The sequence below is a fragment of the Ruegeria sp. AM9 genome (assembly GCF_056540565.1).
Genome location: NZ_JBQFWY010000001.1, coordinates 530,192 through 552,065, shown reverse-complemented (window position 1 = coordinate 552,065; position 21,874 = coordinate 530,192). Strand labels below are relative to the sequence as shown.

Genomic DNA, 21,874 nt, shown 5'->3' with positions numbered 1-21,874 from the left:
CCTGACACAGTGCGGGTGGTCAAAAAATATCATGAAAACAACAGGTTTTATGCATGTGTCCCGCTAGCGTCATACCGGGTATGCGGCAATCGGGGGGCTGGGAGATTCCCGCCAGCCTCAACATGGCGCGGCAATGCCTGGCGCAGCCCGGCGACAGTGTCGCCATCCTTGATCTGACGGCGGGTGGGTGCGCCGCCGTCTCTTATGGTCAGCTCGGGCGCATGACCGACGGGATTGCACGGGCGTTGCGGAACCAGGTGCAGCCAGGTGACCGCGTGGGCGTGCTGCTCAGCCAATCGCCGTGGTGCGCCGCGGCCCATCTGGCGATCTGGAAGCTCGGGGCGATTTCGGTGCCTCTGTTCAAGCTGTTCAAGCATGACGCGCTGGCCTCTCGTGTTGGGGATGCAGGGGCGCAGGTGGTGCTGACAGATGAGGAAGGCGCCGCATTGCTGGGCGATCTGGCGCAGCCAATCCGGGTTGATCAGATTGCGCCGTCCGATGATCCGCTGCCCTTTGCCGAAACCGGCCCCGAGGACCCGGCGGTGTTGATCTATACCTCGGGCACTACCGGCAGCCCCAAAGGGGCCTTGCACGGGCACAGGGTTCTGACCGGTCACCTGCCGGGCGTTTCGATCAGCCACAACCACCTACGCGAGGGCGACTGCCTTTGGACGCCCGCCGACTGGGCCTGGATCGGAGGGCTGTTCGACGTGCTGATGCCCGGTTTGGCGCTGGGCATCCCGGTGGTCGCGGCGCGGCTTGAGAAATTCACCCCCGAAGCCTGCGCCGATGTGATTGCGCGCGGCGGCGTGCGCAACGTGTTCTTTCCGCCCACGGCTCTGCGGATGCTGAAGGCGGCGGATCAGAGCATACCCGGCCTGCGCTCGGTTGCGTCGGGTGGTGAACCACTGGGGGCCGAAATGCTGGCCTGGGGGCAAAAGGCGTTCGGTTTGACGATCAACGAATTCTACGGCCAGACCGAATGCAACATGGTCGTGTCCTCCTGCGCCGAGGACTTTCCGGTGCGGCCCGGCTGTATCGGCAAGCCGGTGCCGGGGCATGAGGTGGCGGTGATCGATGACGGCGGCCAGCCGACTGACGAAGAGGGTGACGTGGCCATCCGGCGCGGCTCGGCCTCGATGCTGTTGGAATACTGGAACCGGCCCGAGGCAACGGCCGAGAAATTCCGCGGCGATTGGCTGATCACCGGCGACCGCGGCGTGTGGGAGGGCGACTATCTGCGGTTCGTCGGTCGCGATGACGACGTGATCACCTCGGCCGGCTACCGCATAGGCCCCGCCGAGATTGAAGATTGCCTGCTGACCCATCCAGATGTCGCGACGGTTGGCGTGGTCGGCAAACCCGACCCGCTGCGGACCGAGATCGTGAAGGCCTATGTGGTGTTGAAACCGGGGGCCGAGGCGACGGGCGCGGAACTGCAGGATTGGGTCAAGGACCGTCTGGCGCAGTATTCCTATCCGCGCGAGGTGGCGTTTTTGGAGGAGTTGCCGATGACGGTGACGGGCAAGGTGATCCGCAAGGAATTGAAGGCGCGGGCGGCGGGGGAGGTCGGACAATGATATCCTCCTTTGATTTCGAATGCGATACTGCAAACTTCCCAAAGACCGTGGCAATCGAATGCCCGAACTGCCAACAGCCTGCGCGATTTGTACCTGCACAGTTAGAAGTCAGGGCAAAGAACTCTGTTGGCGAAACGCTTGGGAAGGACGTAATGGTTGTAAAACCTGACCAGCCCAAGCGTAACTATTCGAACTGGCATCGTGAACACACCTTGGCCTATATCGGCCTCGGTGGTTCGGATATTCATTCGTCAAATGCTCTGTATCCAATAGGCATGTATCGGAATCTCCTCAGTTCTTTGCTTGGAACGTCTATCTGCGACAACTGCCATACGCCTCGAAAAACCAAGATCCGTTGGCCTCAGGACGCATATTTCCAACTAAGTTATTCTGGGCGCCTGCTATGGTTTTATGACCGAGAACATGTTGCTGCGATGCTTGAGCTTCTGGGCGAAAAGACCCCAGTAAACCACCCTTGGCGCTATTGGTTCGACAGAAAGCTGCCGACGATCTTCAAAACCGGTCGAGCACGCCGACAATTGCCCGCGAAACTAAAAAGGATGCTGCGCGCATGAAACTCACATCCAAAGCCATGCCCGCCTCTGAGGGCTTCAAAGCAAATCGAACCGCCCATCTGGACGCGCTGGCGCAAATCTCTGCCGCTGCAGAGGCGGCCCGTATGGGCGGGGGTGAGAAATCCCGCGCGCGGCATGAATCTCGGGGCAAGATGCTGCCGCGTCGGCGGGTGGCGAACCTGCTGGACCCGGGGTCTCCGTTCCTTGAGATTGGCGCGACGGCGGCGCATGGAATGTATGGCGATGCGGCCCCGGCGGCGGGAGTGATCGCGGGCATTGGCCGGGTGCAGGGGCGTGAGGTCATGGTGGTGTGCAACGACGCCACCGTGAAGGGCGGCACATACTATCCGATGACCGTCAAGAAACACCTCCGGGCGCAGGAGATCGCCGAGGAAAACCATCTGCCCTGCATCTATCTGGTCGATAGCGGCGGCGCCAACCTGCCCAATCAGGATGAGGTCTTCCCCGACCGCGACCACTTTGGCCGCATCTTCTATAATCAGGCGCGGATGAGCGCGAAGGGCATCCCTCAGATCGCCGTGGTGATGGGCTCATGCACGGCTGGCGGGGCCTATGTGCCCGCAATGTCGGACGTGACCATCATCGTGAAGGAACAGGGCACGATCTTTCTGGCCGGGCCGCCCTTGGTCAAGGCCGCGACCGGAGAGGTTGTCAGCGCCGAGGACTTGGGCGGTGGCGACGTCCATACCCGCCTGTCCGGCGTGGCGGATTACCTGGCCGAGGATGATGCCCATGCGCTGGCCTTGGCCCGTCGCGCCGTCGGGTCGCTGAACCTGCGCCAGCCACAGACCGTGGATTGGGCCAGCCCCGAATACCCGGCCTATGACCCCGAGGAAATCCTCGGAGTGGTCCCGGCTGATCTGCGCACGCCGTATGACATTCGTGAGGTGATTGCGCGGCTCGTCGATGGCTCTCGGTTCGACGAATTCAAGCCCCGGTTCGGTGAGACGCTGGTGACCGGCTTCGCCCATGTCAAAGGCTGCCCCGTCGGGATCATCGCCAATAACGGCGTGCTGTTTTCCGAGTCGGCGCAGAAGGGCGCGCATTTCGTGGAACTTTGTTCTCAGCGCCGCATCCCGCTGGTCTTTTTGCAGAACATCACCGGTTTCATGGTGGGCCGGAAATATGAAAACGAAGGCATCGCGCGGCATGGGGCCAAAATGGTGACCGCCGTGGCCACGACCTCGGTGCCCAAGGTTACAATGCTGGTCGGAGGGTCCTTTGGGGCCGGGAATTACGGCATGGCAGGCCGGGCCTATCAGCCCCGGTTCCTGTGGACATGGCCAAATTCGCGGATTTCAGTCATGGGCGGAGAGCAGGCCGCAGGCGTTCTGGCCACCGTCAAGCGCGACGGGATCGAACGGCAGGGCGGCACCTGGTCGGCCACCGAAGAGGCCGAGTTCAAGCGCCCGACGCTGGATATGTTCGAGGAACAATCCCATCCGCTCTATGCTTCGGCCCGCCTTTGGGATGACGGCATCATCGACCCGCGCAAAAGCCGCGATGTGCTGGCACTGTCGCTGAACGCCGCGCTGAATGCCCCGATCGAGGAGACACGTTTCGGCGTGTTCAGGATGTGATCATGGGGCTTGTGATCGTAAAATCTGACATCACTCAATTGCAGGTAGATGCAATTGTAAACGCGGCCAACCGCTCATTGCTGGGCGGCGGCGGAGTGGACGGCGCAATTCACCGCGCCGCAGGTCCGCAGCTTCTCGAGGAATGTCGTGGACTTGGGGGATGCGAAACCGGAGAGGCCAAGGTCACTGGGGCTTACAATCTTCCTTCGCGTATTGTGATCCATACGGTTGGCCCGATCTGGCGAAACGGTGAGGCGAACGAAGCTGAGCTTTTATCGCGGTGCTACTCGAATTGTCTGCGATTGGCGGTGGAGCATGGCTGCCTGAGTATCGCGTTTCCGGCAATTTCAACCGGGGCGTATGGTTTCCCGCATGAACAAGCGGCCGAGATTGCTGTTGCCTCGGTCGTGAGAAGTCACCTTGAGGTGAAGCTTGTGGCGCTTGATGCGCGAACAGAAAGGCATCTAGGCAATGCAGTCCGCAATTGGAAACGAGACAATGTTTAACAAAATCCTGATTGCCAACCGGGGCGAGATTGCTTGCCGGGTCATGGAAACCGCCCAAAAGATGGGCGTGGCCTGCGTGGCTGTTTACTCGGACGCGGATGTCTCGGCCAAACATGTGCAGATGGCGGATGAGGCCGTGCACATTGGTGGCGCCGCTCCGGCGGAGAGTTACCTGAAAGGTGATGTGATCATTCAGGCTGCCTTGAATACCGGCGCTCAGGCGATCCATCCGGGGTATGGGTTTCTGTCCGAGAACCCCGATTTCGTGGATGCGGTTGACGCTGCAGGGCTGGTCTTTATCGGCCCCTCGGCGGATGCGATCCGGAAGATGGGTCTGAAAGACGCCGCCAAAGTGCTGATGGAGCAGGCGGGCGTGCCCGTTGTGCCCGGCTATCACGGCGATAATCAGGACCCCGAGCATCTGGCCGGGGCAGCGGACACCATCGGCTATCCGGTGCTGATCAAGGCCGTCGCGGGCGGTGGCGGCAAGGGGATGCGGCTGGTCGAACGGCCCGAGGATTTCGCCTCGGGTTTGGACAGCGCCCGCAGCGAGGCCCGTACTGCTTTTGGCAACGACGCCGTGCTGGTTGAGAAGTTCGTCGCCAAACCCCGCCATATCGAGGTGCAGGTGTTCGGAGACGGCACCCATGCCGTGCATCTGTTCGAACGCGATTGCTCGCTGCAACGGCGGCACCAGAAAGTGATCGAAGAGGCTCCGGCCCCCGGCATGACGGCTGAGATGCGCGAGGCGATGGGGCAGGCGGGTGTCCGCGCCGCCGAGGCGATTGGCTACAAGGGGGCGGGGACGGTTGAGTTCATCGTCGATGCCTCGGACGGGCTGCGCCCGGATCGGTTCTGGTTCATGGAGATGAACACCCGCCTGCAGGTCGAACATCCGGTGACCGAGGCAATCACCGGAGTCGATCTGGTCGAATGGCAGTTGCGGGTCGCCGCGGGTGAGACACTGCCCAAGCAGCAGGACGACTTGTCCATCAATGGCCATGCCTTCGAAGCGCGGCTGTACGCAGAAGACGTACCCAAGGGGTTCCTGCCCGCAACCGGCACCCTGACGCATCTGCAATTCCCCACCGCCTGTCGGGCCGACAGCGGCGTGCGTACGGGGGACACGATCAGCCCGTGGTATGACCCGATGATCGCAAAGGTCATCGTCCACGGCCCAACCCGCGCGGTCGCGTTAGAGCAGCTTCACCGCGCCCTGCAGCGGACCGAAGTGGCGGGCACCGTGACCAACCTGGCCTTTCTGGGCGCGCTGACCCGGCATCAGGGGTTTGCCGAGGGCGATGTGGATACCGGGCTGATCGGTCGGGATTTGCATGCGTTGACGCAGGATGCAGCGGCCACTGCTGCGACATGTGTGGCCGCTGCGATGACGGCGCTGGGGTTGGCCGAGACCTCTGATGAGACTGGATTTTCCCTGTGGGCACCGTTGCATCGTGCCGTGCAGTTGATGGCCGACGAGCTGATTGATCTGGATGTTCAGGTCGAAGGTCCAAACCGTCAGATATGGCAGGTGGCTGAGGAAACCCTCATCGCGGAACGCAGCGCTGAGGGCTGGTCGATTGGCGGTGCGCCCATGCCGCGCGTGTCGGTGTCGGGATCACGGATCACCGTGTTTGAAAACTATGGGCGGGCTTTTGAAATCGTCGACCCACTGGACCGTGACAGCAGCGCTGCTGGTGATACCAATGTGATTGAGGCCCCGATGCCCGGGTTGGTGAAAGCCGTGTTTGCCTCGGTCGGGCAGGCGGTGAAAGAAGGGGATCGGCTGGCCATTCTGGAGGCCATGAAGATGGAGCATTCGCTGCTGGCCGCTCGGGATGGGATCGTTGCCGAAGTGCTGGCCGAAGACGGTTCGCAGGTTGAGGCCGGAGCCACCCTGGTCCGGTTGGAAGAGGAGTAGCCTGTTCCTGCGCCGCATCGCGTGGCACAGTCAGGTCAACATGTTGGAAACGAAACCGGGAGGAGCGCTGCAATGGATGAGCGGGTCGAGATTTTCGAAGTAGGTCCACGCGATGGTCTGCAAAACGAACAGCGTGAAATTCCTGTGGCCGATAAAGTGGCCTTGATCGACAGCCTCAGCCGCGCCGGGTTCAATCGGATCGAAGTGGCCAGTTTCGTCTCGCCCAAATGGGTGCCGCAGATGGCGGGCAGTGCCGATGTGCTGGCCGGTATCCAACGGGCGGACGGAGTGCGCTATGCCGCGCTGACGCCAAACATGCGCGGGTATGAAGACGCGCTGGCAGCCAAGGCGGATGAGATCGCGGTGTTTGCCTCGGCCTCCGAGGGATTCTCGAAAGCCAACATTAATGCCACGATTGCCGAGTCCATCGAACGGTTCACTCCGATCCTTGAGGCCGCGCGGCATATTGATCTGCCGGTGCGTGGGTATGTGTCGTGCGTGACTGACTGCCCCTATGACGGGCCAACCCCGCCCGAGAAGGTGGCTGAGGTTGCGGATCATCTGTTCGCGCTGGGCTGCTATGAGGTCTCGTTGGGCGACACGATCGGACAGGGGACGCCGGATACCATCGCGCATATGCTGTTGGCGGTGCGGGAGCGGGTGCCGGTCACCCGGTTGGCGGGCCATTTCCATGACACCAATGGCCGCGCCATCGACAATATCGACGCCGCGCTGGCGCTGGGCGTTCGAACCTTCGACTCGGCTGTTGGTGGGTTGGGCGGTTGTCCCTACGCGCCGGGTGCGTCCGGCAACGTCGCGACCGAAGCCGTCGTCGCGCATCTGGAGCGGCTGGGATATCAGGCCGGGATTGATCAGGCTGCAGTCGAAGAGGCTGCCCAGATGGCCCGAGCAATGCGAGCGGAGTAAAGGGTGATGTTCGAAACGATCTCGGTCACGCAGGACGCGCGGGGGGTAGCGACTCTGACGCTCGACCGTCCGGAAAAGCACAACGCGATGTCGGCGCTGATGATTTCCGAGCTGACGCAGGCGGCGGCACAGTTGGGGGCGGACGACACGGTACGGGTCGTGGTCCTTACCGGCGCAGGGAAAAGCTTTTGTGCCGGTGGGGATCTGGGCTGGATGCAGGACCAGATGGCCGCCGACCCCGAGACGCGCTTTGCCGAGGCGCGTAAGCTGGCCGAGATGCTGCAGGCGCTGAACACGATGCCCAAACCTCTGATCGGGGCGCTTCAGGGCAACGCTTTTGGTGGCGGCATCGGACTGGCTGCGGTTTGTGACGTGGCCGTGGGTGTGGACGGGATAAAGATGGCGCTGACCGAAACCCGGCTGGGCCTCATCCCGGCAACCATTGGCCCCTATGTCATCGCCCGCATGGGCGCGGCTCGGGCGCGGCGCGTGTTCATGTCGGCCCGGGTGTTCGATGCGGCTGAGGCCGTGGGCCTTGGCCTTTTGGCCAAAATCGTTCCCGCCGCCGATCTTGGTGATGCCGTCGAGGCCGAAGTTCAGCCCTACCTGTCCTGCGCGCCGGGGGCGGTGGCCTCGGCCAAGGATCTAGTGCAAGCGTTGGGTCCACGCATCGACGACGACGTGATCGATCAGACGATCCGGTCGCTGGTCGAACGGTGGGAAACCGACGAGGCGCGCGAAGGCATCAGCGCCTTTTTCGACAAACGGAAACCTGCATGGAATACTCAGGTTTAGCGCCCGGTTAGTGCAAAAACGGATTCGCTTAAAGGCCGGGTTTTCCAATTGTGAGGGCAAGTGGAATATTAGGCCCCTGCGCGTTTCTGTTCGGTTGACCCTCTGACCCCACAGGGATAGAGAATGTCCAGTCAACACGCCAATTGACGGCGCGTCCCTGGGGGGTATGCGCAGGAAAGGAGCTATTCGTGGAAGACCTGCTGCGGGAGTACCTCCCGATTCTGGTGTTTCTGGCCGTTGCCGTGGGCCTTGGAATCGTACTGATTCTGGCCGCTGTGGTACTGGCAGTCCGCAATCCCGACCCCGAAAAGGTCAGCGCATATGAGTGCGGTTTCAACGCCTTCGACGATGCGCGGATGAAATTCGACGTCCGATTCTATCTGGTTTCGATTCTCTTCATTATCTTCGATCTGGAAATCGCCTTCCTGTTCCCATGGGCCGTGGGCTTCAAGGACATCAGCGATGTGGGCTTCTGGTCCATGATGGTGTTCCTGGCGGTGCTGACCATCGGCTTTGCCTATGAATGGAAGAAAGGGGCCCTGGAATGGGAGTGATGACTGGTGCAAATACCGCTGGCGTCGATAAAGAAGTCGCCACCCAGGCCCTGAATGCCGAGCTGCAGGACAAAGGCTTCCTGCTGACCTCGACCGAGGACATCATCAACTGGGCGCGCACCGGCTCGCTGCACTGGATGACATTCGGTCTGGCCTGCTGCGCGGTTGAGATGATGCACACCTCGATGCCGCGTTATGATGCCGAACGGTTCGGCATCGCGCCGCGTGCGTCCCCGCGTCAGTCGGACGTGATGATCGTGGCCGGAACCCTGACCAACAAGATGGCCCCGGCGCTGCGCAAGGTCTATGACCAGATGCCCGAGCCGCGCTATGTGATCTCGATGGGGTCCTGTGCGAATGGCGGTGGCTATTACCACTATTCCTATTCCGTTGTGCGCGGCTGCGACCGGGTTGTTCCGGTGGACATCTATGTGCCCGGCTGCCCTCCGACCGCTGAGGCGCTGCTGTACGGTCTGATGCAGCTGCAACGCAAAATCCGCCGCACCGGCACCATCGTACGCTGAGGAGAGGGCAGATGAGCGAAGCACTCAAGGAACTCGGCGCCCAGCTGGAATTGAAACGGGCCGATTGCGTTCTGTCCTGGGATGTGACCTATGGCGAGCTGAACGTCGATGTGGCCCCGTCGAATATCGTGGAATTCGTGGAATTTCTGCGGACCGACCAGAACTGCAAGTTCTCGACCCTGGTGGATATCACCGGTGTTGACTACCCCGAACGTGCCAAGCGGTTCGACGTGGTGTACCACTTCCTGTCGATGTACCAGAACCAACGTATCCGTCTGCGGGTCTCGATCCGCGAGGAAGACATGGTGCCGTCGATCGTGGACGTTCACCCCTCGGCCAACTGGTTCGAGCGTGAGGTGTTCGACATGTTCGGCATCCTGTTCTCGGGTCACCCGGACTTGCGGCGCATCCTGACCGACTATGGTTTCCGCGGCCATCCGCTGCGCAAGGATTTTCCCACCACCGGTTACACCGAGGTGCGTTATGATGAGGCGCAAAAGCGTGTGGTCTACGAACCGGTCAGTCTGGTGCAGGAATACCGACAATTCGATTTCATGTCCCCATGGGAAGGCGCGAATTACATTCTGCCGGGGGATGAGAAACAGGAGAGTGAGTAATGGGTGGCATCTGGTGGTTGATCCTTTCGGCACTAACCATCATCCCGATGGTGAAGATTTTGCCGTTTTTCGGGATCAACAAATACTGGTGCCTTCTTTGTCTGATCCCTTTCGGCACGATTGCGTTGCTTTGGTGGGTTGGGCTGAAATTACAGGAACTGGAGCGCCGCTGAGATGATGCTGCTGGGGGAACTGATCGCGTTGGGTGCGTTGGGGGTCCTGCTGGCGGGGGCCGCAGTCAAGGCGGCCGAGGCGGAAAAGGTCCGGGTTCGGGCCGAAGCGAAGAAGAAACGAGGGCGTTGATGGACGGCTCAAGATACGATGACGGCAGCACGGACGCGCTGAGCGGAGAACAGAAGATCCGCAATTTCAACATCAACTTCGGCCCGCAACACCCTGCGGCACACGGCGTTTTGCGTCTTGTGCTTGAGTTGGACGGCGAGATTGTCGAGCGTTGCGACCCGCATATCGGCCTGCTGCACCGCGGCACCGAAAAACTGATGGAAAGCCGGACGTATCTGCAGAACCTGCCGTATTTCGACCGTCTGGACTATGTGGCACCGATGAACCAGGAACATGCCTGGTGTCTGGCCATCGAAAAACTGACCGGTGTGGAAGTGCCGCGCCGGGGCTCTCTGATCCGGGTGCTATATTCCGAGATCGGCCGCATCCTGAACCACCTGCTGAACGTGACCACGCAGGCGATGGACGTTGGCGCGCTGACCCCGCCGCTCTGGGGCTTTGAAGAGCGCGAAAAGCTGATGGTGTTCTATGAGCGTGCCTGCGGTGCCCGCCTGCACGCCGCCTATTTCCGCCCCGGTGGCGTCCATCAGGACCTGCCGCCGGAACTGCTGGACGATATCGAGGCGTGGAGCCACGAATTCCCCGCCGTTCTCGATGATATCGACGGCCTGCTGACCGAAAACCGTATCTTCAAACAGCGCAACGCCGATATTGGCATCGTGACCGAGGATGACATCCAGAAATACGGGTTCTCGGGCGTGATGGTCCGTGGATCGGGCTTGGCATGGGACCTGCGCCGCGCGCAGCCCTATGAATGCTATGACGAGTTCGAATTCCAGATTCCGGTCGGCAAGAACGGTGATTGCTATGACCGCTACCTCGTCCGCATGGAAGAGATGCGCCAGTCGCTGCTGATCATCCGTCAGGCCATCGCCAAAATCCGCGAATGCCCCGGCGACGTTCTGGCCCGCGGTAAGATCACCCCGCCGAAACGCTCGGACATGAAAACCTCGATGGAAAGTCTGATCCATCACTTCAAGCTGTACACCGAAGGCTTCCACGTCCCCGCAGGCGAAGTTTACGCCGCCGTCGAGGCCCCCAAGGGCGAGTTCGGCGTCTATCTGGTCGCCGACGGCACCAACAAACCCTACCGCGCCAAACTACGCGCGCCGGGTTTCCTGCACCTGCAAGCCATGGACCACGTTGCCGGAGGGCACCAACTGGCCGACGTCGCCGCCATCATCGGCACCATGGACGTTGTGTTTGGGGAGATTGATCGGTGAGCCTTATGCTCTTCGCCATGATATGCGCCGGGATCGGTGGAGCGTTTCTGCTGTTGCTCGGCTGCCTGTTCTGGGCAAATCCCGCCCTGGGCCTGAAGCAGACGGGACATCACGCCGAGCAATTGCCGCGCGTGATGGCGGATCGTTATCTGGCGTTTGCGCTGATCGGGGTTTTTGCGGCCTTCTATCAGGACCTCAATGTCATGCTTGCTTTCTTTGCCGCTTGTGCGGTGATGGCCTTTGTTGACGCGCGTATTTATCACCGGGCCCAAAAGGGCGTCTCGAAACACCTGATTGCCGGCGCTTTGTCTGTGGTTGCTTTTGCGGTCACATTCGTCGCCCGAATAACCGAAGGAGCCGCCTGATGCTGCGCCGTCTTCATCCCGAACAACCCGAGAGCTTTGCCTTTACCGCTGCCAACCAGCAATGGGCCGAAGCACAGGTTACAAAATACCCCGAGGGCCGTCAGGCCAGTGCGGTGATCCCGCTGCTGTGGCGTGCGCAGGAGCAGGAGGGCTGGCTGAGCCGCCCTGCTATTGAATCCGTTGCCGATATGCTGGGCATGGCCTATATCCGCGTGCTTGAGGTCGCCTCGTTCTATTTCATGTTCCAACTGCAACCGGTTGGGTCTGTGGCGCATATTCAGGTTTGCGGTACGACGTCGTGCATGATCTGCGGGGCCGAGGACCTGATCGCGGTCTGCAAGGAAAAGATCGCGGCCAAGCCGCATGAGCTGTCCGCCGACGGCAAGCTGAGCTGGGAAGAGGTGGAATGCCTCGGGTCCTGCACCAACGCGCCGATGGCTCAGATCGGCAAGGATTACTACGAAGACCTGACCGCTGAGAGCTTTGGCAAGATCGTCGACGATCTGGTGGCAGGCAAAGTGCCGACGCCGGGTCCGCAGAACGGTCGCTATGCGGCAGAACCGCTGAAAGGCCTCAGCAGCCTGACTGAATATGAAGCGGGCAAGCCTCAGTACAATGCAAGCGTCGAATTGGCGACGGATCTGAGTGACACGGTCAAGCGCATCGACGGGACCGAAGTTCCGATCCTGACCCCTTGGCTGGGCAAGGATGGCAAGCAGGCCGGTGCCTCGGCGTCGGCGAAACCTCCGAAAGCACCTGAAACGCCGAAGCCGGCCGTGAAACAGGCCGCGGAGGCGAAAGCCAAGCCTGAACCGGAAGGGGCCAAGGAAGACCAGCCCGAGACGCTGACCGCAGCGCGGGATGGCAAGGCGGATGACCTCAAGATGCTGAAAGGTGTCGGGCCAAAGCTGGAAGAGACGCTGAACGAGCTGGGTTTCTACCACTATGACCAGATCGCAGCCTGGACGCCCGAGCATGTGGCCTGGGTGGATGCGCGCCTGAAGTTCAAAGGCCGGATCGAACGCGATGGCTGGATTGAACAGGCGGCCAAGCTTGCGGCGGGTGAGGAAACCGAATTCGCCAAACGTGCTAAGGAAGACGGCACTTACGAAGACTAAACGACGGTGCCCAGCCTGGGCGCCTTAGGTGACATGGACAAGGACAAGGAACAGGCCATAGCCCGTAAGGGTCGACATATCGGCATAGTCATCGCGGTGACTATGGTGATCTGGCTTGCCATGAACATGTTCATCGGCCCCGCATTGGAACTGACGGCGCGCCATGCGCTGCTGTTCGATCTCGCCGCTCTGGCAGGATTTATCTATGCGGGCGTCAACATATTTCAACTCTGGCGAATGCGTCAGGAGAGCTGAGGGTAAGCGATGCTGAAGGATCAGGACCGGATCTTTACCAACATCTACGGGATGCATGAACGCAGCTTGCGGGGGGCGCAGGCTCGCGGGCATTGGGACGGCACTGCTGGCCTGATCGGCAACGGGCGCGACTGGATCATTCAGACGATGAAGGACTCGGGCCTGCGTGGTCGTGGCGGTGCGGGGTTCCCGACCGGGCTGAAATGGTCGTTCATGCCTAAGGAAAGCGATGGGCGCCCGGCTTATCTGGTTGTGAACGCAGACGAATCCGAGCCCGGCACCTGTAAAGACCGCGAGATCATGCGCCATGATCCGCACACGCTGATCGAGGGGTGCTTGATCGCGTCTTTCGCGATGAATGCGCATACCTGCTATATCTACCTGCGCGGTGAGTACATCCGTGAGCGCGAGGCGTTGCAGGCCGCGATTGATGAGGCGTATGACGCCGGTCTGTTGGGCAAGAACGCCGCTGGCTCGGGCTGGGATTTCGACCTGTTCCTGCATCACGGGGCAGGCGCCTATATCTGCGGCGAAGAAACCGCCCTGATCGAAAGCCTTGAGGGCAAGAAGGGTATGCCGCGGATGAAGCCTCCGTTCCCGGCGGGTGCGGGGCTTTATGGTTGCCCGACCACGGTGAACAATGTGGAATCCATCGCGGTTGTGCCGACCATCCTGCGCCGGGGCGCGGATTGGTTCGCGGGCTTTGGCCGTCAGAACAACGCGGGCACCAAGCTGTTTGCGATCTCGGGTCACGTCAACAACCCCTGCGTCGTTGAAGAGGCGATGTCGATTTCCTTTGAAGAGCTGATCGAAACCCATTGCGGCGGCATTCGCGGCGGCTGGGACAACCTGCTGGCGGTGATCCCCGGCGGGTCTTCGGTGCCTTGTGTACGCGGAGAGAACATGCGCGATGCGATCATGGATTTCGACTATCTGCGCAACGATCTCGGCTCGGGGCTTGGAACGGCGGCGGTGATCGTGATGGACAAGTCCACCGATATCATCAAGGCAATCTGGCGGCTGTCGAAGTTCTACAAACACGAAAGCTGCGGCCAGTGTACGCCTTGCCGCGAAGGCACCGGCTGGATGATGCGTGTGATGGACCGTCTGGTGCGCGGTGAGGCGGAACCGGAAGAGATCGACATGCTGTTTGATGTGACCAAACAGGTTGAAGGCCACACGATTTGCGCCCTTGGCGACGCGGCGGCCTGGCCGATCCAGGGCTTGATTCGCAATTTCCGCGAGGAAATCGAAGATCGTATCAAGGCGCAGAAATCGGGCCGCATGGGCGCGATGGCGGCAGAGTAGGATGGCGGTTCTTGCATCATATCTTTCGGTCCTGGGCTTTTGCTTGATCGTTTTTGGTCTGGTGACTTTGTTACGAGCCAACGGAGCAACACGGCTTGTTTCGATTTCTCTGGGCGTCAGCCCTCTGGTACTTGGATTTGGCCTGTCTTTCCTTTTCGCGGGCCTTGGATATGGGGTGTCTCTAAATTTGCCGATATTTGCGGCGATGATCGTGGCACTAGGGCTGATGCTTTTGTGGCAGGCCCAGAAGGCAGCAAAGAGGTTGTCAAATGTCAATTGAGCGTAATCGGAACGATGGGCTGTTTGACGGGTATCCGGGGAAGATGAAGTGATGGAAGCATTCGCAGAATACGGTCATGCAGTCGCGTCGCTGGTGATTTTCACCCTTGTCGTACTGTTTCTTTCCCCGTTCTCGGCCTTGGCCAAGCAGGGCAAGGGGCTCGCTCCGGGGGCGACGCCCGAGCAGGACTATGCCGACAAGGCGTACCGCCTGAACCGCGCGTACCTGAACGGGACCGAGACGCTGCCTGCCTATCTGACGGTTACAATTGCAGCGATCCTGATGGGTGTTGGCCCGGTTTGGGTGAACCTGCTTGCCTCGGTCGCGCTGTTGGCGCGTCTGGCGATGCTGGTCGTGCATATGCGCGGAATCGGCAAACCTCACAGCGGCTTACGATCGGTTCTTTATGTCGTCGGCTGGGCCTGCATGTTCGTCATGGGTCTCATGGCGTTGGTGGCAGCGTTCTGATGGTGGGGCTGGAGGAACATCGGATGTTCGGACTAAGGCATCTCAAAAACAACGGCATCATGCTGGGTATGGTTGCCGCGCTGGCGTTTGTTTCAGCCTGCGGAGTCGTCACGCCTTCTGAAAATCAGGTCCGGTTCGATGGTCACGCATTCCGGGCCAAGGTAAAACCCGTCAACAAGAAAGTGTCGCCGGCTGACTTTACGGTAGTGGTCAACGGCGTCTCTGCCTCACTTGACGGCGCGCGCGAGGCCGGTCGGTTTGAAGGGACCAAGTTCTGCATCAAGAATTTTGGCTCTTCTAAAATCGCGTGGAAGGTTGGTCCGGATACCGAGCCGCAGAACCTGCGCATCAGCGATGACAAACTGACATTTGCAGGAACCTGCCAGCGGCCATGACGCGTGTTTTTGCATATCAGGCCATGATGCGGCGGGTGTTATTGCATAGCGCCTCGGTCGCCTTTCGTCTTGGGTTTCCCAAGACGAAAGGAATTGTCATGTCTGGTATCAGAGCGCTTGCATTGATCTCGGTGCTGACCCTGCCGACCCTTGCCGAAGCAAAACCGCCCTTGCGCGAAGTCAAAGAGATCGACAACGAACTCTACTACATCGCCATTGCAAACGAGATTTCAGAGTATTGCCCCTCGATCAGCGGGCGGCGACTGAAAGCGATTGGTGTGATGTGGGGGTTGAAATCCAAGGCCAACAGCCTGGGGTACTCGGACGATGAAATCCGGGCCTATGTGGATTCCGATGCCGAAAAGGACCGGATGCGCGCCAAGGGCGAGGCGTATCTGGCTCAGAACGGCGTCACGTATGAAAATCCGAATTCCTTCTGCACGTTGGGTCGGAAGGAAATCGAAAGAAACAGCGCCATTGGCGTGTACTTGAGGGCAAATTGACGGATGGGTATTGAAACTCTGAAAACTGGCGCAATCGGTGTCGGGTTGCTGTTGGCACTTAGTGCCTGTGCGACCACGACCGACAGCTCTTCCGTTTCCCGAGCCGAGTTTCGTGGCGAGCTGCCATCAGATGTTTACGACTTCGCTTTTGCGAATGCGATGGCGGATCAAATAGCAAGCGAATGTCGTTCTCTGACCCTCGACCGTTCGAAGGTTTACAAAACGAGCGAGGCGCTGGCCGAGAAATACGAGGCAGAAGGATACCGTGCGAGCGATTTTAAGTATCTCGCTCGAAATCTGCCGCGTAAGCGGGTTCAGGATGATGCAATCGCGTACATACAAAAACGCGGGATCGTAATTGGAGAGCCTGAGACTTTCTGTGCAGCCGGTCGGCTCGAAATTTCCAATGAAACCTCGATTGGCGCTTTTCTGAAAGGGTAACGTCACTATGTCTGATCTCCGCAAAGTGAATATCGACGGGCAGGAAATCGAAGTCGATGGTGCGATGACCCTGATCCAGGCCTGTGAAGAGGCCGGGGTCGAAGTGCCGCGTTTTTGCTATCACGAACGTCTGTCGATCGCCGGGAACTGCCGGATGTGTCTGGTTGAGGTCGTGGGCGGTCCGCCGAAACCTGCAGCCTCGTGCGCGATGCAGGTGCGTGACTTGCGCCCGGGGCCGGAAGGTCAGCCGCCGGTGGTCAAGACGAACTCGCCCATGGTCAAGAAGGCCCGCGAAGGGGTGATGGAGTTTCTGCTGATCAACCACCCGCTGGATTGCCCGATCTGCGACCAGGGCGGCGAGTGCGACCTGCAGGATCAGGCGATGGCCTATGGTCTGTCGGGGTCGCGCTTCAAGGAAGCCAAGCGGGCGGTGGATGATCTGGATCTGGGGCCGCTCGTTGGCACCGCGATGACCCGTTGCATCAGCTGTACCCGTTGTGTGCGCTTTACCACCGAGGTCGCCGGGATCTCCCAGATGGGTCAGACCGGGCGGGGCGAGGATGCCGAGATCACCTCGTATCTGAACCAGACGCTCGATTCGAACATGCAGGGCAACATCATCGACCTGTGCCCGGTAGGCGCGCTGACCTCGAAGCCCTACGCCTTTACCGCGCGCCCGTGGGAACTGACCAAGACCGAGAGCATCGATGTGATGGATGCTCTGGGCTCGAACATCCGCGTGGATACCAAGGGGCGCGAAGTGATGCGTTTCCTGCCGCGCAACCATGATGGCGTGAACGAGGAATGGATCAGCGACAAGACCCGCTTTGTCTGGGACGGGCTGCGCCGTCAGCGACTGGACAAGCCTTACGTGCGCGAAAACGGCAAACTGCGTCCGGCCTCGTGGCCCGAGGCGCTGACGAAGGCCGCCGAGGCGCTGAAAGGCGCCGAGAAACCGGCGGGGATCGTCGGTGATCTGGCACCGGTTGAGGCCGCATTTGCGCTGAAGCAGATGATCGAAGGGCAGGGCGGTGTTGTCGAATGCCGTACCGATGGCGCCAAGCTGCCTGCGGGCAATCGGGGTGCCTATGCCGGGACCGCAGCCATCGAGGACATCGACGGCGCCGAACGCATCCTGCTGATCGGCACCAACCCGCGTGACGAGGCTCCGGTTCTGAACGCCCGTATCCGCAAGGCTTGGGCACATGGGGCCGAGGTGGCTCTGGTTGGTCCGGCGGTGGACCTGACTTATGAGTATCACCACATGGGTGACGACCGCGCGGCGCTGCAGAAAGTCGTCGACATGGGCGGCGATGATGCAATCAAGGGCAAACGCTCTCTGGTCGTCGTCGGGCAGGGCGCATTGCAAGAGGCGGACGGCGCTGCCGTTCTGGCCGCCGCGCAAGCCATTGCAACCAATACAGAAAGTGGTCTGATTGTCCTGCACACCGCCGCTTCGCGTGTTGGCGCAATGGATGTGGATGCCACCAACGAAAGCGGCATGGACGCGGTTAGCGCGGCGGATGTCATCTACAACCTCGGCGCGGATGAGGTCGAAATCGGTGACGGTGCCTTTGTGATCTATCAGGGCAGCCATGGTGACCGGGGCGCGCACCGCGCCGACGTGATCCTGCCGGGCGCGGCCTATACCGAGGAAAACGGCCTGTTCGTGAATACCGAAGGGCGCCCGCAACTGGCGATGCGCGCCGGGTTTGCACCGGGTGAGGCCAAGGAAAACTGGGCCATTCTGCGTGCCCTGTCGGCGGAGCTGGGCGCAACGCTGCCTTTCGACTCGCTGGCGCAACTGCGCACCGTGCTGATCGAAGCGGTTCCGCATCTGGCCCGTATCGACGAAGTGGGCGAGAACGAGGTTCAAGCGCTGGATGCAGGCCCTCTGGGCAAAGCAACCTTCCGTTTGGCGGTCAAGGATTTCTACCTGACCAACCCGATCGCGCGCGCTTCGCAGCTGATGGCCGAGCTTTCGGCGCAGGCACAGGCCCGCAAATCCGAGAAGATCGCAGCGGAATGAACCAAACCTGTTTCATATCACATTCAAGCGCGACTGCCGGGTGGCAGTACGCCGCGCCTGATTTGTGTGTGAAACCCAAGATTAAGGGTGGCGCAATGGCGGCAGATGCTGTTTACACCAACGCGCCGACCCAGCCGCAGTTTGCGCAGGCATATGGCCTTTGCATCGCTCGCGGAAAACGGAATACCCACGGTGTGAGGACCAATGGCTGAATTCTTTAACACCCCAGGCGGAATAGCCATCATCATTCTGGCGCAAGTGCTTGCTGTTGTTGCGTTCGTGATGATCTCGCTGTTGTTTCTTGTCTATGGCGACCGCAAGATCTGGGCGGCTGTTCAGATGCGTCGCGGACCCAACGTGGTTGGCGTCTATGGCATTTTGCAATCGGTGGCCGACGCGCTGAAATACGTCGTGAAAGAGGTCGTGATCCCTGCCGGGGCAGATCGCGCCGTGTTCATTCTGGCCCCGATGACCAGCTTTGTTCTGTCGCTGATCGCCTGGGCGGTGATCCCGTTCAACGACGGCTGGGTTCTGTCAGACCTGAACGTGGCGATTCTGTATATTTTTGCCGTGTCCTCGCTTGAGGTTTATGGCGTGATTATGGGCGGTTGGGCATCGAACTCGAAGTACCCGTTCCTTGGGTCTCTGCGGTCCGCGGCGCAGATGATCTCATACGAAGTGTCTATTGGTCTGATCATCATCGGTGTGATCATCTCGACTGGATCAATGAATTTTGGTTCCATCGTGGGCGCGCAGGATACCGGCTATGGCTTCTTTGGCTGGTACTGGCTGCCGCACTTCCCGATGGTCTTCCTGTTCTTCATCTCGGCGCTGGCCGAGACCAACCGCCCGCCCTTTGACCTGCCCGAGGCGGAATCGGAGCTGGTGGCCGGGTATCAGGTGGAATACTCCGCCACGATGTTCCTGCTGTTCATGGCCGGTGAATATATCGCGATCTTCCTCATGTGCGCCCTGATTTCGCTGCTGTTCTTCGGCGGCTGGCTGTCCCCGATCCCGGGTCTGCCGGATGGTGTCCTGTGGATGGTCGGCAAGATGGCGTTCTTCTTCTTCATCTTCGCGATGGTCAAGGCAATCACGCCCCGCTACCGCTATGACCAGCTGATGCGGTTGGGCTGGAAAGTGTTCCTGCCGTTCTCGCTGGCCTGGGTGGTGTTCGTGGCCTTTGCGGCGAAATTCGAATGGTTCTGGGGCATCTTCGCCCGGTGGAGCGTAGGAGGCTGATCATGACGCAAATCGACTATACCCGCGCTGCCAAGTACTTTCTTCTGCAGGACTTTTGGGTCGGCTTTAAACTTGGAATGAAGTACTTTTTCGCCCCTAAAGCCACCATCAACTATCCGCATGAGAAAGGCCCGCTGTCGCCGCGTTTCCGGGGCGAACACGCCCTGCGCCGCTATCCGAACGGTGAGGAACGCTGCATCGCCTGCAAACTGTGCGAGGCGGTTTGCCCTGCGCAGGCCATCACCATCGACGCCGAACCGCGCGAAGACGGCAGCCGCCGCACCACGCGCTATGACATCGACATGACCAAGTGCATCTATTGCGGCTTCTGCCAAGAGGCCTGCCCGGTTGATGCCATCGTCGAAGGCCCCAACTTCGAATTCGCCACCGAAACCCGCGAAGAGCTGTTCTACGACAAGCAGAAGTTGCTGGATAACGGCGAACGCTGGGAAGCCGAGATCGCCCGCAATCTGGAAATGGACGCGCCGTACCGATGAGTGACACGCCGACAAATCCGTTTGAGCTGATGATGAAGCAGGCTCAGGACATGGCCAAGGCGATGAACCCGGCGATGGAAAGCTTTTCGCCCAAAGGGTTCGAGGCGCTGTGGCCGACCATGCCGAAAGAGGTCATGGAGATGATGTTCGGCAACACAGTCAACAAGGATGGGCTGGATGCCAAGACGCGCCTGTTGCTAACGCTGGCCGGGCTGACCTGTCAGGGTGCTCAGGCGGATGCAGCGGTGCGCCAGACCGTGCGTCATGCGCTGGAAGCTGGCGCCAAGAAACAAGAGATCGTGGAAACGATCGGTCAGATGTCGGTCTTTGCCGGCATCCCGGCCATGACCCGCGCGCTGGATCTGGCGCAAGAGGTCATGGGCGACAACGAGGATGAGGATCAATGACCGTCTTTGCCTTCTATCTGTTTGCCATCAGCGCCATCACCGGCGGGCTGTTCACGGTGATCAGCCGCCAGCCGGTGCACTCGGTACTGTGGCTGATTTTGGCGTTCCTGTCTTCGGCGGGGCTGTTCGTGCTGCTGGGGGCCGAGTTCGTGGCGATGCTGCTGATCATCGTCTATGTCGGCGCCGTCGCGGTTCTGTTCCTGTTTGTTGTGATGATGCTGGACGTGGATTTTGCCGAGCTCAAGGCCGAGATGGCGCGCTATATGCCGCTGGCCCTGCTGATCGGTCTGGTGATCCTGATGCAGTTCGTCATGGCCTTTGGCGCATGGGACAGCGCGCAGGGCGCGGCGGCCAATCTGGCGCAGCCGGTTCCGGCAGACCGCCACAACACCGAGGCGCTCGGCGTCATTCTTTATGATCAATACTTCCTTCTGTTCCAACTGGCGGGCCTGATCCTGCTGGTGGCCATGATCGGTGCCATCGTGCTGACCCTGCGCCATCGCAAAGACATCAAGCGTCAGGACATCGTCGGCCAGATGATGCGCGACCCGGCCAAAGCGATGGAGTTGAAGGACGTGAAACCGGGGCAGGGGTTGTGATGCGCAACTCCACTATAGCACTTGCGCTCATCATCTGTGTGGTGAGTGACGCGGCAATGGCTTGCTCGTCAGCGCCCGTCAACGAGGGATGGAAGCTTAAGTCCGTCCAAGCTGATTGCAGCTTTGAGAAAGCCGGACGGGGCAAATGGAACTACTTTAGCGGAGAAGCCGTTGTTGACATTGGAAATGGCCGTATTGGTCAGCGCATAAAGAGTGGTGAAGGGTGTAGTCCACGTGAGAACCTGTTCTTTCAAGATTGCACGAGCGGAGAAGGCATCGTTATCGAAGGGGAATACTACAACTCCGGAATTGCCGGACTCGTTCCAACCTCTATCGATTTGATACAGAAGCCAGACGGCCCAATCGGGTTGACCTCGGAGACAACGGTATCCGAATTGGAGCATATTTCAGTCGAGCACCAATATACCTTCACCAAGAGCATCCAGAAGTTCTTTGCTCGAACTAAAGACCACAAGCGCATCGACTACACCTGCGGCTGCAGACTCTACTACCCCGACTCGCCAGGAGCGAAGCTATGATCGGACTTGAACATTATCTTACGGTCGCGGCGACGCTGTTCGTCATCGGCATCTTCGGTCTCTTCCTGAACCGCAAGAACGTCATCATCCTGCTGATGAGCATCGAACTGATGCTCTTGGCGGTGAATATCAACCTCGTGGCGTTTTCCAGCTTTCTCGGCGATCTGGTCGGGCAGGTGTTCACGCTGTTCGTGCTGACCGTTGCGGCGGCCGAGGCGGCGATTGGTCTGGCCATTCTGGTCTGCTTCTTCCGCAACCGCGGCACCATCGCGGTTGAAGACGTCAACATGATGAAGGGGTAA

Annotated in this window: 29 protein-coding genes; all 29 read left to right on the top strand. The window is 60.1% G+C overall.

All coding sequences use genetic code 11. The features are described 5' to 3' along the window. Window positions 1-53 precede the first annotated feature (53 nt). Window positions 54-1,580, top strand: a complete 1,527-nt coding sequence (locus ACR0DO_RS02800; protein WP_480556576.1) for an AMP-binding protein — start codon at window positions 54-56, stop codon at window positions 1,578-1,580. Beyond that, window positions 1,577-2,155, top strand: a complete 579-nt coding sequence (locus ACR0DO_RS02795; protein WP_480556574.1) for a hypothetical protein — start codon at window positions 1,577-1,579, stop codon at window positions 2,153-2,155. The genes ACR0DO_RS02800 and ACR0DO_RS02795 overlap by 4 nt, the downstream gene beginning before the upstream one ends. Then, window positions 2,152-3,756 carry a carboxyl transferase domain-containing protein gene (locus tag ACR0DO_RS02790; protein ID WP_480556572.1) on the top strand — a complete coding sequence of 535 codons (1,605 nt, stop codon included), beginning with the start codon at window positions 2,152-2,154 and terminating at the stop codon, window positions 3,754-3,756. Before ACR0DO_RS02795 ends, ACR0DO_RS02790 begins: the two co-directional genes overlap by 4 nt. Before the next feature lie 2 nt (window positions 3,757-3,758). Next, window positions 3,759-4,262 (top strand): O-acetyl-ADP-ribose deacetylase, encoded by a 504-nt coding sequence (locus ACR0DO_RS02785; RefSeq protein WP_480556570.1) that lies wholly within the window; start codon window positions 3,759-3,761, stop codon window positions 4,260-4,262. Beyond that, window positions 4,255-6,183 (top strand): acetyl/propionyl/methylcrotonyl-CoA carboxylase subunit alpha, encoded by a 1,929-nt coding sequence (locus ACR0DO_RS02780; protein ID WP_480556568.1) that lies wholly within the window; start codon window positions 4,255-4,257, stop codon window positions 6,181-6,183. Before ACR0DO_RS02785 ends, ACR0DO_RS02780 begins: the two co-directional genes overlap by 8 nt. 72 nt (window positions 6,184-6,255) lie before the next feature. Next, window positions 6,256-7,110, top strand: coding sequence for a hydroxymethylglutaryl-CoA lyase (locus ACR0DO_RS02775; protein WP_480556566.1), 855 nt, complete (start codon window positions 6,256-6,258; stop codon window positions 7,108-7,110). Window positions 7,111-7,116: 6 nt separating this feature from the next. Next, a complete protein-coding gene (locus ACR0DO_RS02770) occupies window positions 7,117-7,905 on the top strand; it encodes a crotonase/enoyl-CoA hydratase family protein (protein WP_480556564.1) in 789 nt (262 codons plus the stop codon). Between the two features lie 188 nt (window positions 7,906-8,093). Next, the gene (locus ACR0DO_RS02765) at window positions 8,094-8,459 is read left to right on the top strand and encodes an NADH-quinone oxidoreductase subunit A (protein WP_170325678.1); all 366 of its coding nucleotides are present in this window, start codon (window positions 8,094-8,096) and stop codon (window positions 8,457-8,459) included. Continuing rightward, window positions 8,450-8,983, top strand: a complete 534-nt coding sequence (locus tag ACR0DO_RS02760; protein WP_010442777.1) for a NuoB/complex I 20 kDa subunit family protein — start codon at window positions 8,450-8,452, stop codon at window positions 8,981-8,983. The genes ACR0DO_RS02765 and ACR0DO_RS02760 overlap by 10 nt, the downstream gene beginning before the upstream one ends. Window positions 8,984-8,994: 11 nt before the next feature. Continuing rightward, window positions 8,995-9,600 carry an NADH-quinone oxidoreductase subunit C gene (locus tag ACR0DO_RS02755; protein ID WP_480556562.1) on the top strand — a complete coding sequence of 202 codons (606 nt, stop codon included), beginning with the start codon at window positions 8,995-8,997 and terminating at the stop codon, window positions 9,598-9,600. Continuing rightward, on the top strand, window positions 9,600-9,773 hold the full coding sequence (locus ACR0DO_RS02750; RefSeq protein ID WP_170433422.1) for a hypothetical protein: 174 nt from the start codon (window positions 9,600-9,602) through the stop codon (window positions 9,771-9,773). The genes ACR0DO_RS02755 and ACR0DO_RS02750 overlap by 1 nt, the downstream gene beginning before the upstream one ends. A gap of 1 nt (window position 9,774) precedes the next feature. Further along, a complete protein-coding gene (locus tag ACR0DO_RS02745; RefSeq protein WP_480442603.1) occupies window positions 9,775-9,903 on the top strand; it encodes a hypothetical protein in 129 nt (42 codons plus the stop codon). Continuing rightward, entirely contained in the window at window positions 9,903-11,126 is a 1,224-nt protein-coding gene (locus tag ACR0DO_RS02740) for an NADH-quinone oxidoreductase subunit D (protein WP_170441359.1), read from the top strand. Before ACR0DO_RS02745 ends, ACR0DO_RS02740 begins: the two co-directional genes overlap by 1 nt. Next, a complete protein-coding gene (locus ACR0DO_RS02735; protein ID WP_170441361.1) occupies window positions 11,123-11,491 on the top strand; it encodes a hypothetical protein in 369 nt (122 codons plus the stop codon). Before ACR0DO_RS02740 ends, ACR0DO_RS02735 begins: the two co-directional genes overlap by 4 nt. After that, on the top strand, window positions 11,491-12,609 hold the full coding sequence (gene nuoE / locus ACR0DO_RS02730; protein WP_480556560.1) for an NADH-quinone oxidoreductase subunit NuoE: 1,119 nt from the start codon (window positions 11,491-11,493) through the stop codon (window positions 12,607-12,609). The genes ACR0DO_RS02735 and nuoE overlap by 1 nt, the downstream gene beginning before the upstream one ends. Window positions 12,610-12,642: 33 nt before the next feature. Further along, window positions 12,643-12,864 carry a DUF5337 domain-containing protein gene (locus ACR0DO_RS02725; protein WP_170441366.1) on the top strand — a complete coding sequence of 74 codons (222 nt, stop codon included), beginning with the start codon at window positions 12,643-12,645 and terminating at the stop codon, window positions 12,862-12,864. A 9-nt stretch (window positions 12,865-12,873) separates the two neighbouring features. Then, window positions 12,874-14,172 (top strand): NADH-quinone oxidoreductase subunit NuoF, encoded by a 1,299-nt coding sequence (gene nuoF / locus ACR0DO_RS02720; RefSeq protein WP_421599401.1) that lies wholly within the window; start codon window positions 12,874-12,876, stop codon window positions 14,170-14,172. 1 nt (window position 14,173) lies between these two features. Next, window positions 14,174-14,452: a hypothetical protein gene (locus tag ACR0DO_RS02715; RefSeq protein WP_480556558.1), complete on the top strand. Its 279-nt coding sequence runs from the start codon at window positions 14,174-14,176 to the stop codon at window positions 14,450-14,452. Between the two features lie 51 nt (window positions 14,453-14,503). Beyond that, window positions 14,504-14,920, top strand: a complete 417-nt coding sequence (locus ACR0DO_RS02710) for an MAPEG family protein (RefSeq protein ID WP_480556556.1) — start codon at window positions 14,504-14,506, stop codon at window positions 14,918-14,920. Further along, window positions 14,920-15,315 carry a hypothetical protein gene (locus tag ACR0DO_RS02705; protein WP_480556554.1) on the top strand — a complete coding sequence of 132 codons (396 nt, stop codon included), beginning with the start codon at window positions 14,920-14,922 and terminating at the stop codon, window positions 15,313-15,315. Before ACR0DO_RS02710 ends, ACR0DO_RS02705 begins: the two co-directional genes overlap by 1 nt. A 98-nt stretch (window positions 15,316-15,413) precedes the next feature. Continuing rightward, window positions 15,414-15,818 (top strand): DUF5333 domain-containing protein, encoded by a 405-nt coding sequence (locus tag ACR0DO_RS02700; protein ID WP_480556552.1) that lies wholly within the window; start codon window positions 15,414-15,416, stop codon window positions 15,816-15,818. Window positions 15,819-15,821: 3 nt separating this feature from the next. Continuing rightward, complete coding sequence (locus tag ACR0DO_RS02695; RefSeq protein WP_480556550.1) at window positions 15,822-16,259, top strand: DUF5333 family protein; 438 nt, start codon at window positions 15,822-15,824, stop codon at window positions 16,257-16,259. A gap of 7 nt (window positions 16,260-16,266) precedes the next feature. Next, the gene (gene nuoG, locus ACR0DO_RS02690) at window positions 16,267-18,288 is read left to right on the top strand and encodes an NADH-quinone oxidoreductase subunit NuoG (protein ID WP_480556548.1); all 2,022 of its coding nucleotides are present in this window, start codon (window positions 16,267-16,269) and stop codon (window positions 18,286-18,288) included. A 204-nt stretch (window positions 18,289-18,492) separates the two neighbouring features. Then, complete coding sequence (gene nuoH, locus ACR0DO_RS02685) at window positions 18,493-19,530, top strand: NADH-quinone oxidoreductase subunit NuoH (protein ID WP_480556546.1); 1,038 nt, start codon at window positions 18,493-18,495, stop codon at window positions 19,528-19,530. 2 nt (window positions 19,531-19,532) lie between these two features. Then, window positions 19,533-20,027: an NADH-quinone oxidoreductase subunit NuoI gene (gene nuoI / locus ACR0DO_RS02680; RefSeq protein WP_170400323.1), complete on the top strand. Its 495-nt coding sequence runs from the start codon at window positions 19,533-19,535 to the stop codon at window positions 20,025-20,027. Then, complete coding sequence (locus ACR0DO_RS02675; protein ID WP_480556544.1) at window positions 20,024-20,434, top strand: carboxymuconolactone decarboxylase family protein; 411 nt, start codon at window positions 20,024-20,026, stop codon at window positions 20,432-20,434. Before nuoI ends, ACR0DO_RS02675 begins: the two co-directional genes overlap by 4 nt. Beyond that, window positions 20,431-21,033: an NADH-quinone oxidoreductase subunit J gene (locus ACR0DO_RS02670; RefSeq protein ID WP_170441385.1), complete on the top strand. Its 603-nt coding sequence runs from the start codon at window positions 20,431-20,433 to the stop codon at window positions 21,031-21,033. The genes ACR0DO_RS02675 and ACR0DO_RS02670 overlap by 4 nt, the downstream gene beginning before the upstream one ends. Continuing rightward, the gene (locus ACR0DO_RS02665; protein ID WP_480556542.1) at window positions 21,033-21,572 is read left to right on the top strand and encodes a hypothetical protein; all 540 of its coding nucleotides are present in this window, start codon (window positions 21,033-21,035) and stop codon (window positions 21,570-21,572) included. Before ACR0DO_RS02670 ends, ACR0DO_RS02665 begins: the two co-directional genes overlap by 1 nt. Then, window positions 21,569-21,874, top strand: coding sequence for an NADH-quinone oxidoreductase subunit NuoK (gene nuoK, locus ACR0DO_RS02660; protein WP_005984024.1), 306 nt, complete (start codon window positions 21,569-21,571; stop codon window positions 21,872-21,874). The genes ACR0DO_RS02665 and nuoK overlap by 4 nt, the downstream gene beginning before the upstream one ends.

What these genes read in the sequence shown, in the direction of transcription:
- ACR0DO_RS02800 (WP_480556576.1), top strand. Translation starts at nt 54, where the DNA reads ATGTGTCCCGCTAGCGTCATACCGGGTATGCGGCAATCGGGGGGCTGG.
- ACR0DO_RS02795 (WP_480556574.1), top strand. Translation starts at nt 1,577, where the DNA reads ATGATATCCTCCTTTGATTTCGAATGCGATACTGCAAACTTCCCAAAG.
- ACR0DO_RS02790 (WP_480556572.1), top strand. Translation starts at nt 2,152, where the DNA reads ATGAAACTCACATCCAAAGCCATGCCCGCCTCTGAGGGCTTCAAAGCA.
- ACR0DO_RS02785 (WP_480556570.1), top strand. Translation starts at nt 3,759, where the DNA reads ATGGGGCTTGTGATCGTAAAATCTGACATCACTCAATTGCAGGTAGAT.
- ACR0DO_RS02780 (WP_480556568.1), top strand. Translation starts at nt 4,255, where the DNA reads ATGTTTAACAAAATCCTGATTGCCAACCGGGGCGAGATTGCTTGCCGG.
- ACR0DO_RS02775 (WP_480556566.1), top strand. Translation starts at nt 6,256, where the DNA reads ATGGATGAGCGGGTCGAGATTTTCGAAGTAGGTCCACGCGATGGTCTG.
- ACR0DO_RS02770 (WP_480556564.1), top strand. Translation starts at nt 7,117, where the DNA reads ATGTTCGAAACGATCTCGGTCACGCAGGACGCGCGGGGGGTAGCGACT.
- ACR0DO_RS02760 (WP_010442777.1), top strand. Translation starts at nt 8,450, where the DNA reads ATGGGAGTGATGACTGGTGCAAATACCGCTGGCGTCGATAAAGAAGTC.
- ACR0DO_RS02755 (WP_480556562.1), top strand. Translation starts at nt 8,995, where the DNA reads ATGAGCGAAGCACTCAAGGAACTCGGCGCCCAGCTGGAATTGAAACGG.
- ACR0DO_RS02750 (WP_170433422.1), top strand. Translation starts at nt 9,600, where the DNA reads ATGGGTGGCATCTGGTGGTTGATCCTTTCGGCACTAACCATCATCCCG.
- ACR0DO_RS02745 (WP_480442603.1), top strand. Translation starts at nt 9,775, where the DNA reads ATGATGCTGCTGGGGGAACTGATCGCGTTGGGTGCGTTGGGGGTCCTG.
- ACR0DO_RS02740 (WP_170441359.1), top strand. Translation starts at nt 9,903, where the DNA reads ATGGACGGCTCAAGATACGATGACGGCAGCACGGACGCGCTGAGCGGA.
- nuoE (WP_480556560.1), top strand. Translation starts at nt 11,491, where the DNA reads ATGCTGCGCCGTCTTCATCCCGAACAACCCGAGAGCTTTGCCTTTACC.
- ACR0DO_RS02725 (WP_170441366.1), top strand. Translation starts at nt 12,643, where the DNA reads ATGGACAAGGACAAGGAACAGGCCATAGCCCGTAAGGGTCGACATATC.
- nuoF (WP_421599401.1), top strand. Translation starts at nt 12,874, where the DNA reads ATGCTGAAGGATCAGGACCGGATCTTTACCAACATCTACGGGATGCAT.
- ACR0DO_RS02715 (WP_480556558.1), top strand. Translation starts at nt 14,174, where the DNA reads ATGGCGGTTCTTGCATCATATCTTTCGGTCCTGGGCTTTTGCTTGATC.
- ACR0DO_RS02710 (WP_480556556.1), top strand. Translation starts at nt 14,504, where the DNA reads ATGGAAGCATTCGCAGAATACGGTCATGCAGTCGCGTCGCTGGTGATT.
- ACR0DO_RS02705 (WP_480556554.1), top strand. Translation starts at nt 14,920, where the DNA reads ATGGTGGGGCTGGAGGAACATCGGATGTTCGGACTAAGGCATCTCAAA.
- ACR0DO_RS02700 (WP_480556552.1), top strand. Translation starts at nt 15,414, where the DNA reads ATGTCTGGTATCAGAGCGCTTGCATTGATCTCGGTGCTGACCCTGCCG.
- ACR0DO_RS02695 (WP_480556550.1), top strand. Translation starts at nt 15,822, where the DNA reads ATGGGTATTGAAACTCTGAAAACTGGCGCAATCGGTGTCGGGTTGCTG.
- nuoG (WP_480556548.1), top strand. Translation starts at nt 16,267, where the DNA reads ATGTCTGATCTCCGCAAAGTGAATATCGACGGGCAGGAAATCGAAGTC.
- nuoH (WP_480556546.1), top strand. Translation starts at nt 18,493, where the DNA reads ATGGCTGAATTCTTTAACACCCCAGGCGGAATAGCCATCATCATTCTG.
- nuoI (WP_170400323.1), top strand. Translation starts at nt 19,533, where the DNA reads ATGACGCAAATCGACTATACCCGCGCTGCCAAGTACTTTCTTCTGCAG.
- ACR0DO_RS02675 (WP_480556544.1), top strand. Translation starts at nt 20,024, where the DNA reads ATGAGTGACACGCCGACAAATCCGTTTGAGCTGATGATGAAGCAGGCT.
- ACR0DO_RS02670 (WP_170441385.1), top strand. Translation starts at nt 20,431, where the DNA reads ATGACCGTCTTTGCCTTCTATCTGTTTGCCATCAGCGCCATCACCGGC.
- ACR0DO_RS02665 (WP_480556542.1), top strand. Translation starts at nt 21,033, where the DNA reads ATGCGCAACTCCACTATAGCACTTGCGCTCATCATCTGTGTGGTGAGT.
- nuoK (WP_005984024.1), top strand. Translation starts at nt 21,569, where the DNA reads ATGATCGGACTTGAACATTATCTTACGGTCGCGGCGACGCTGTTCGTC.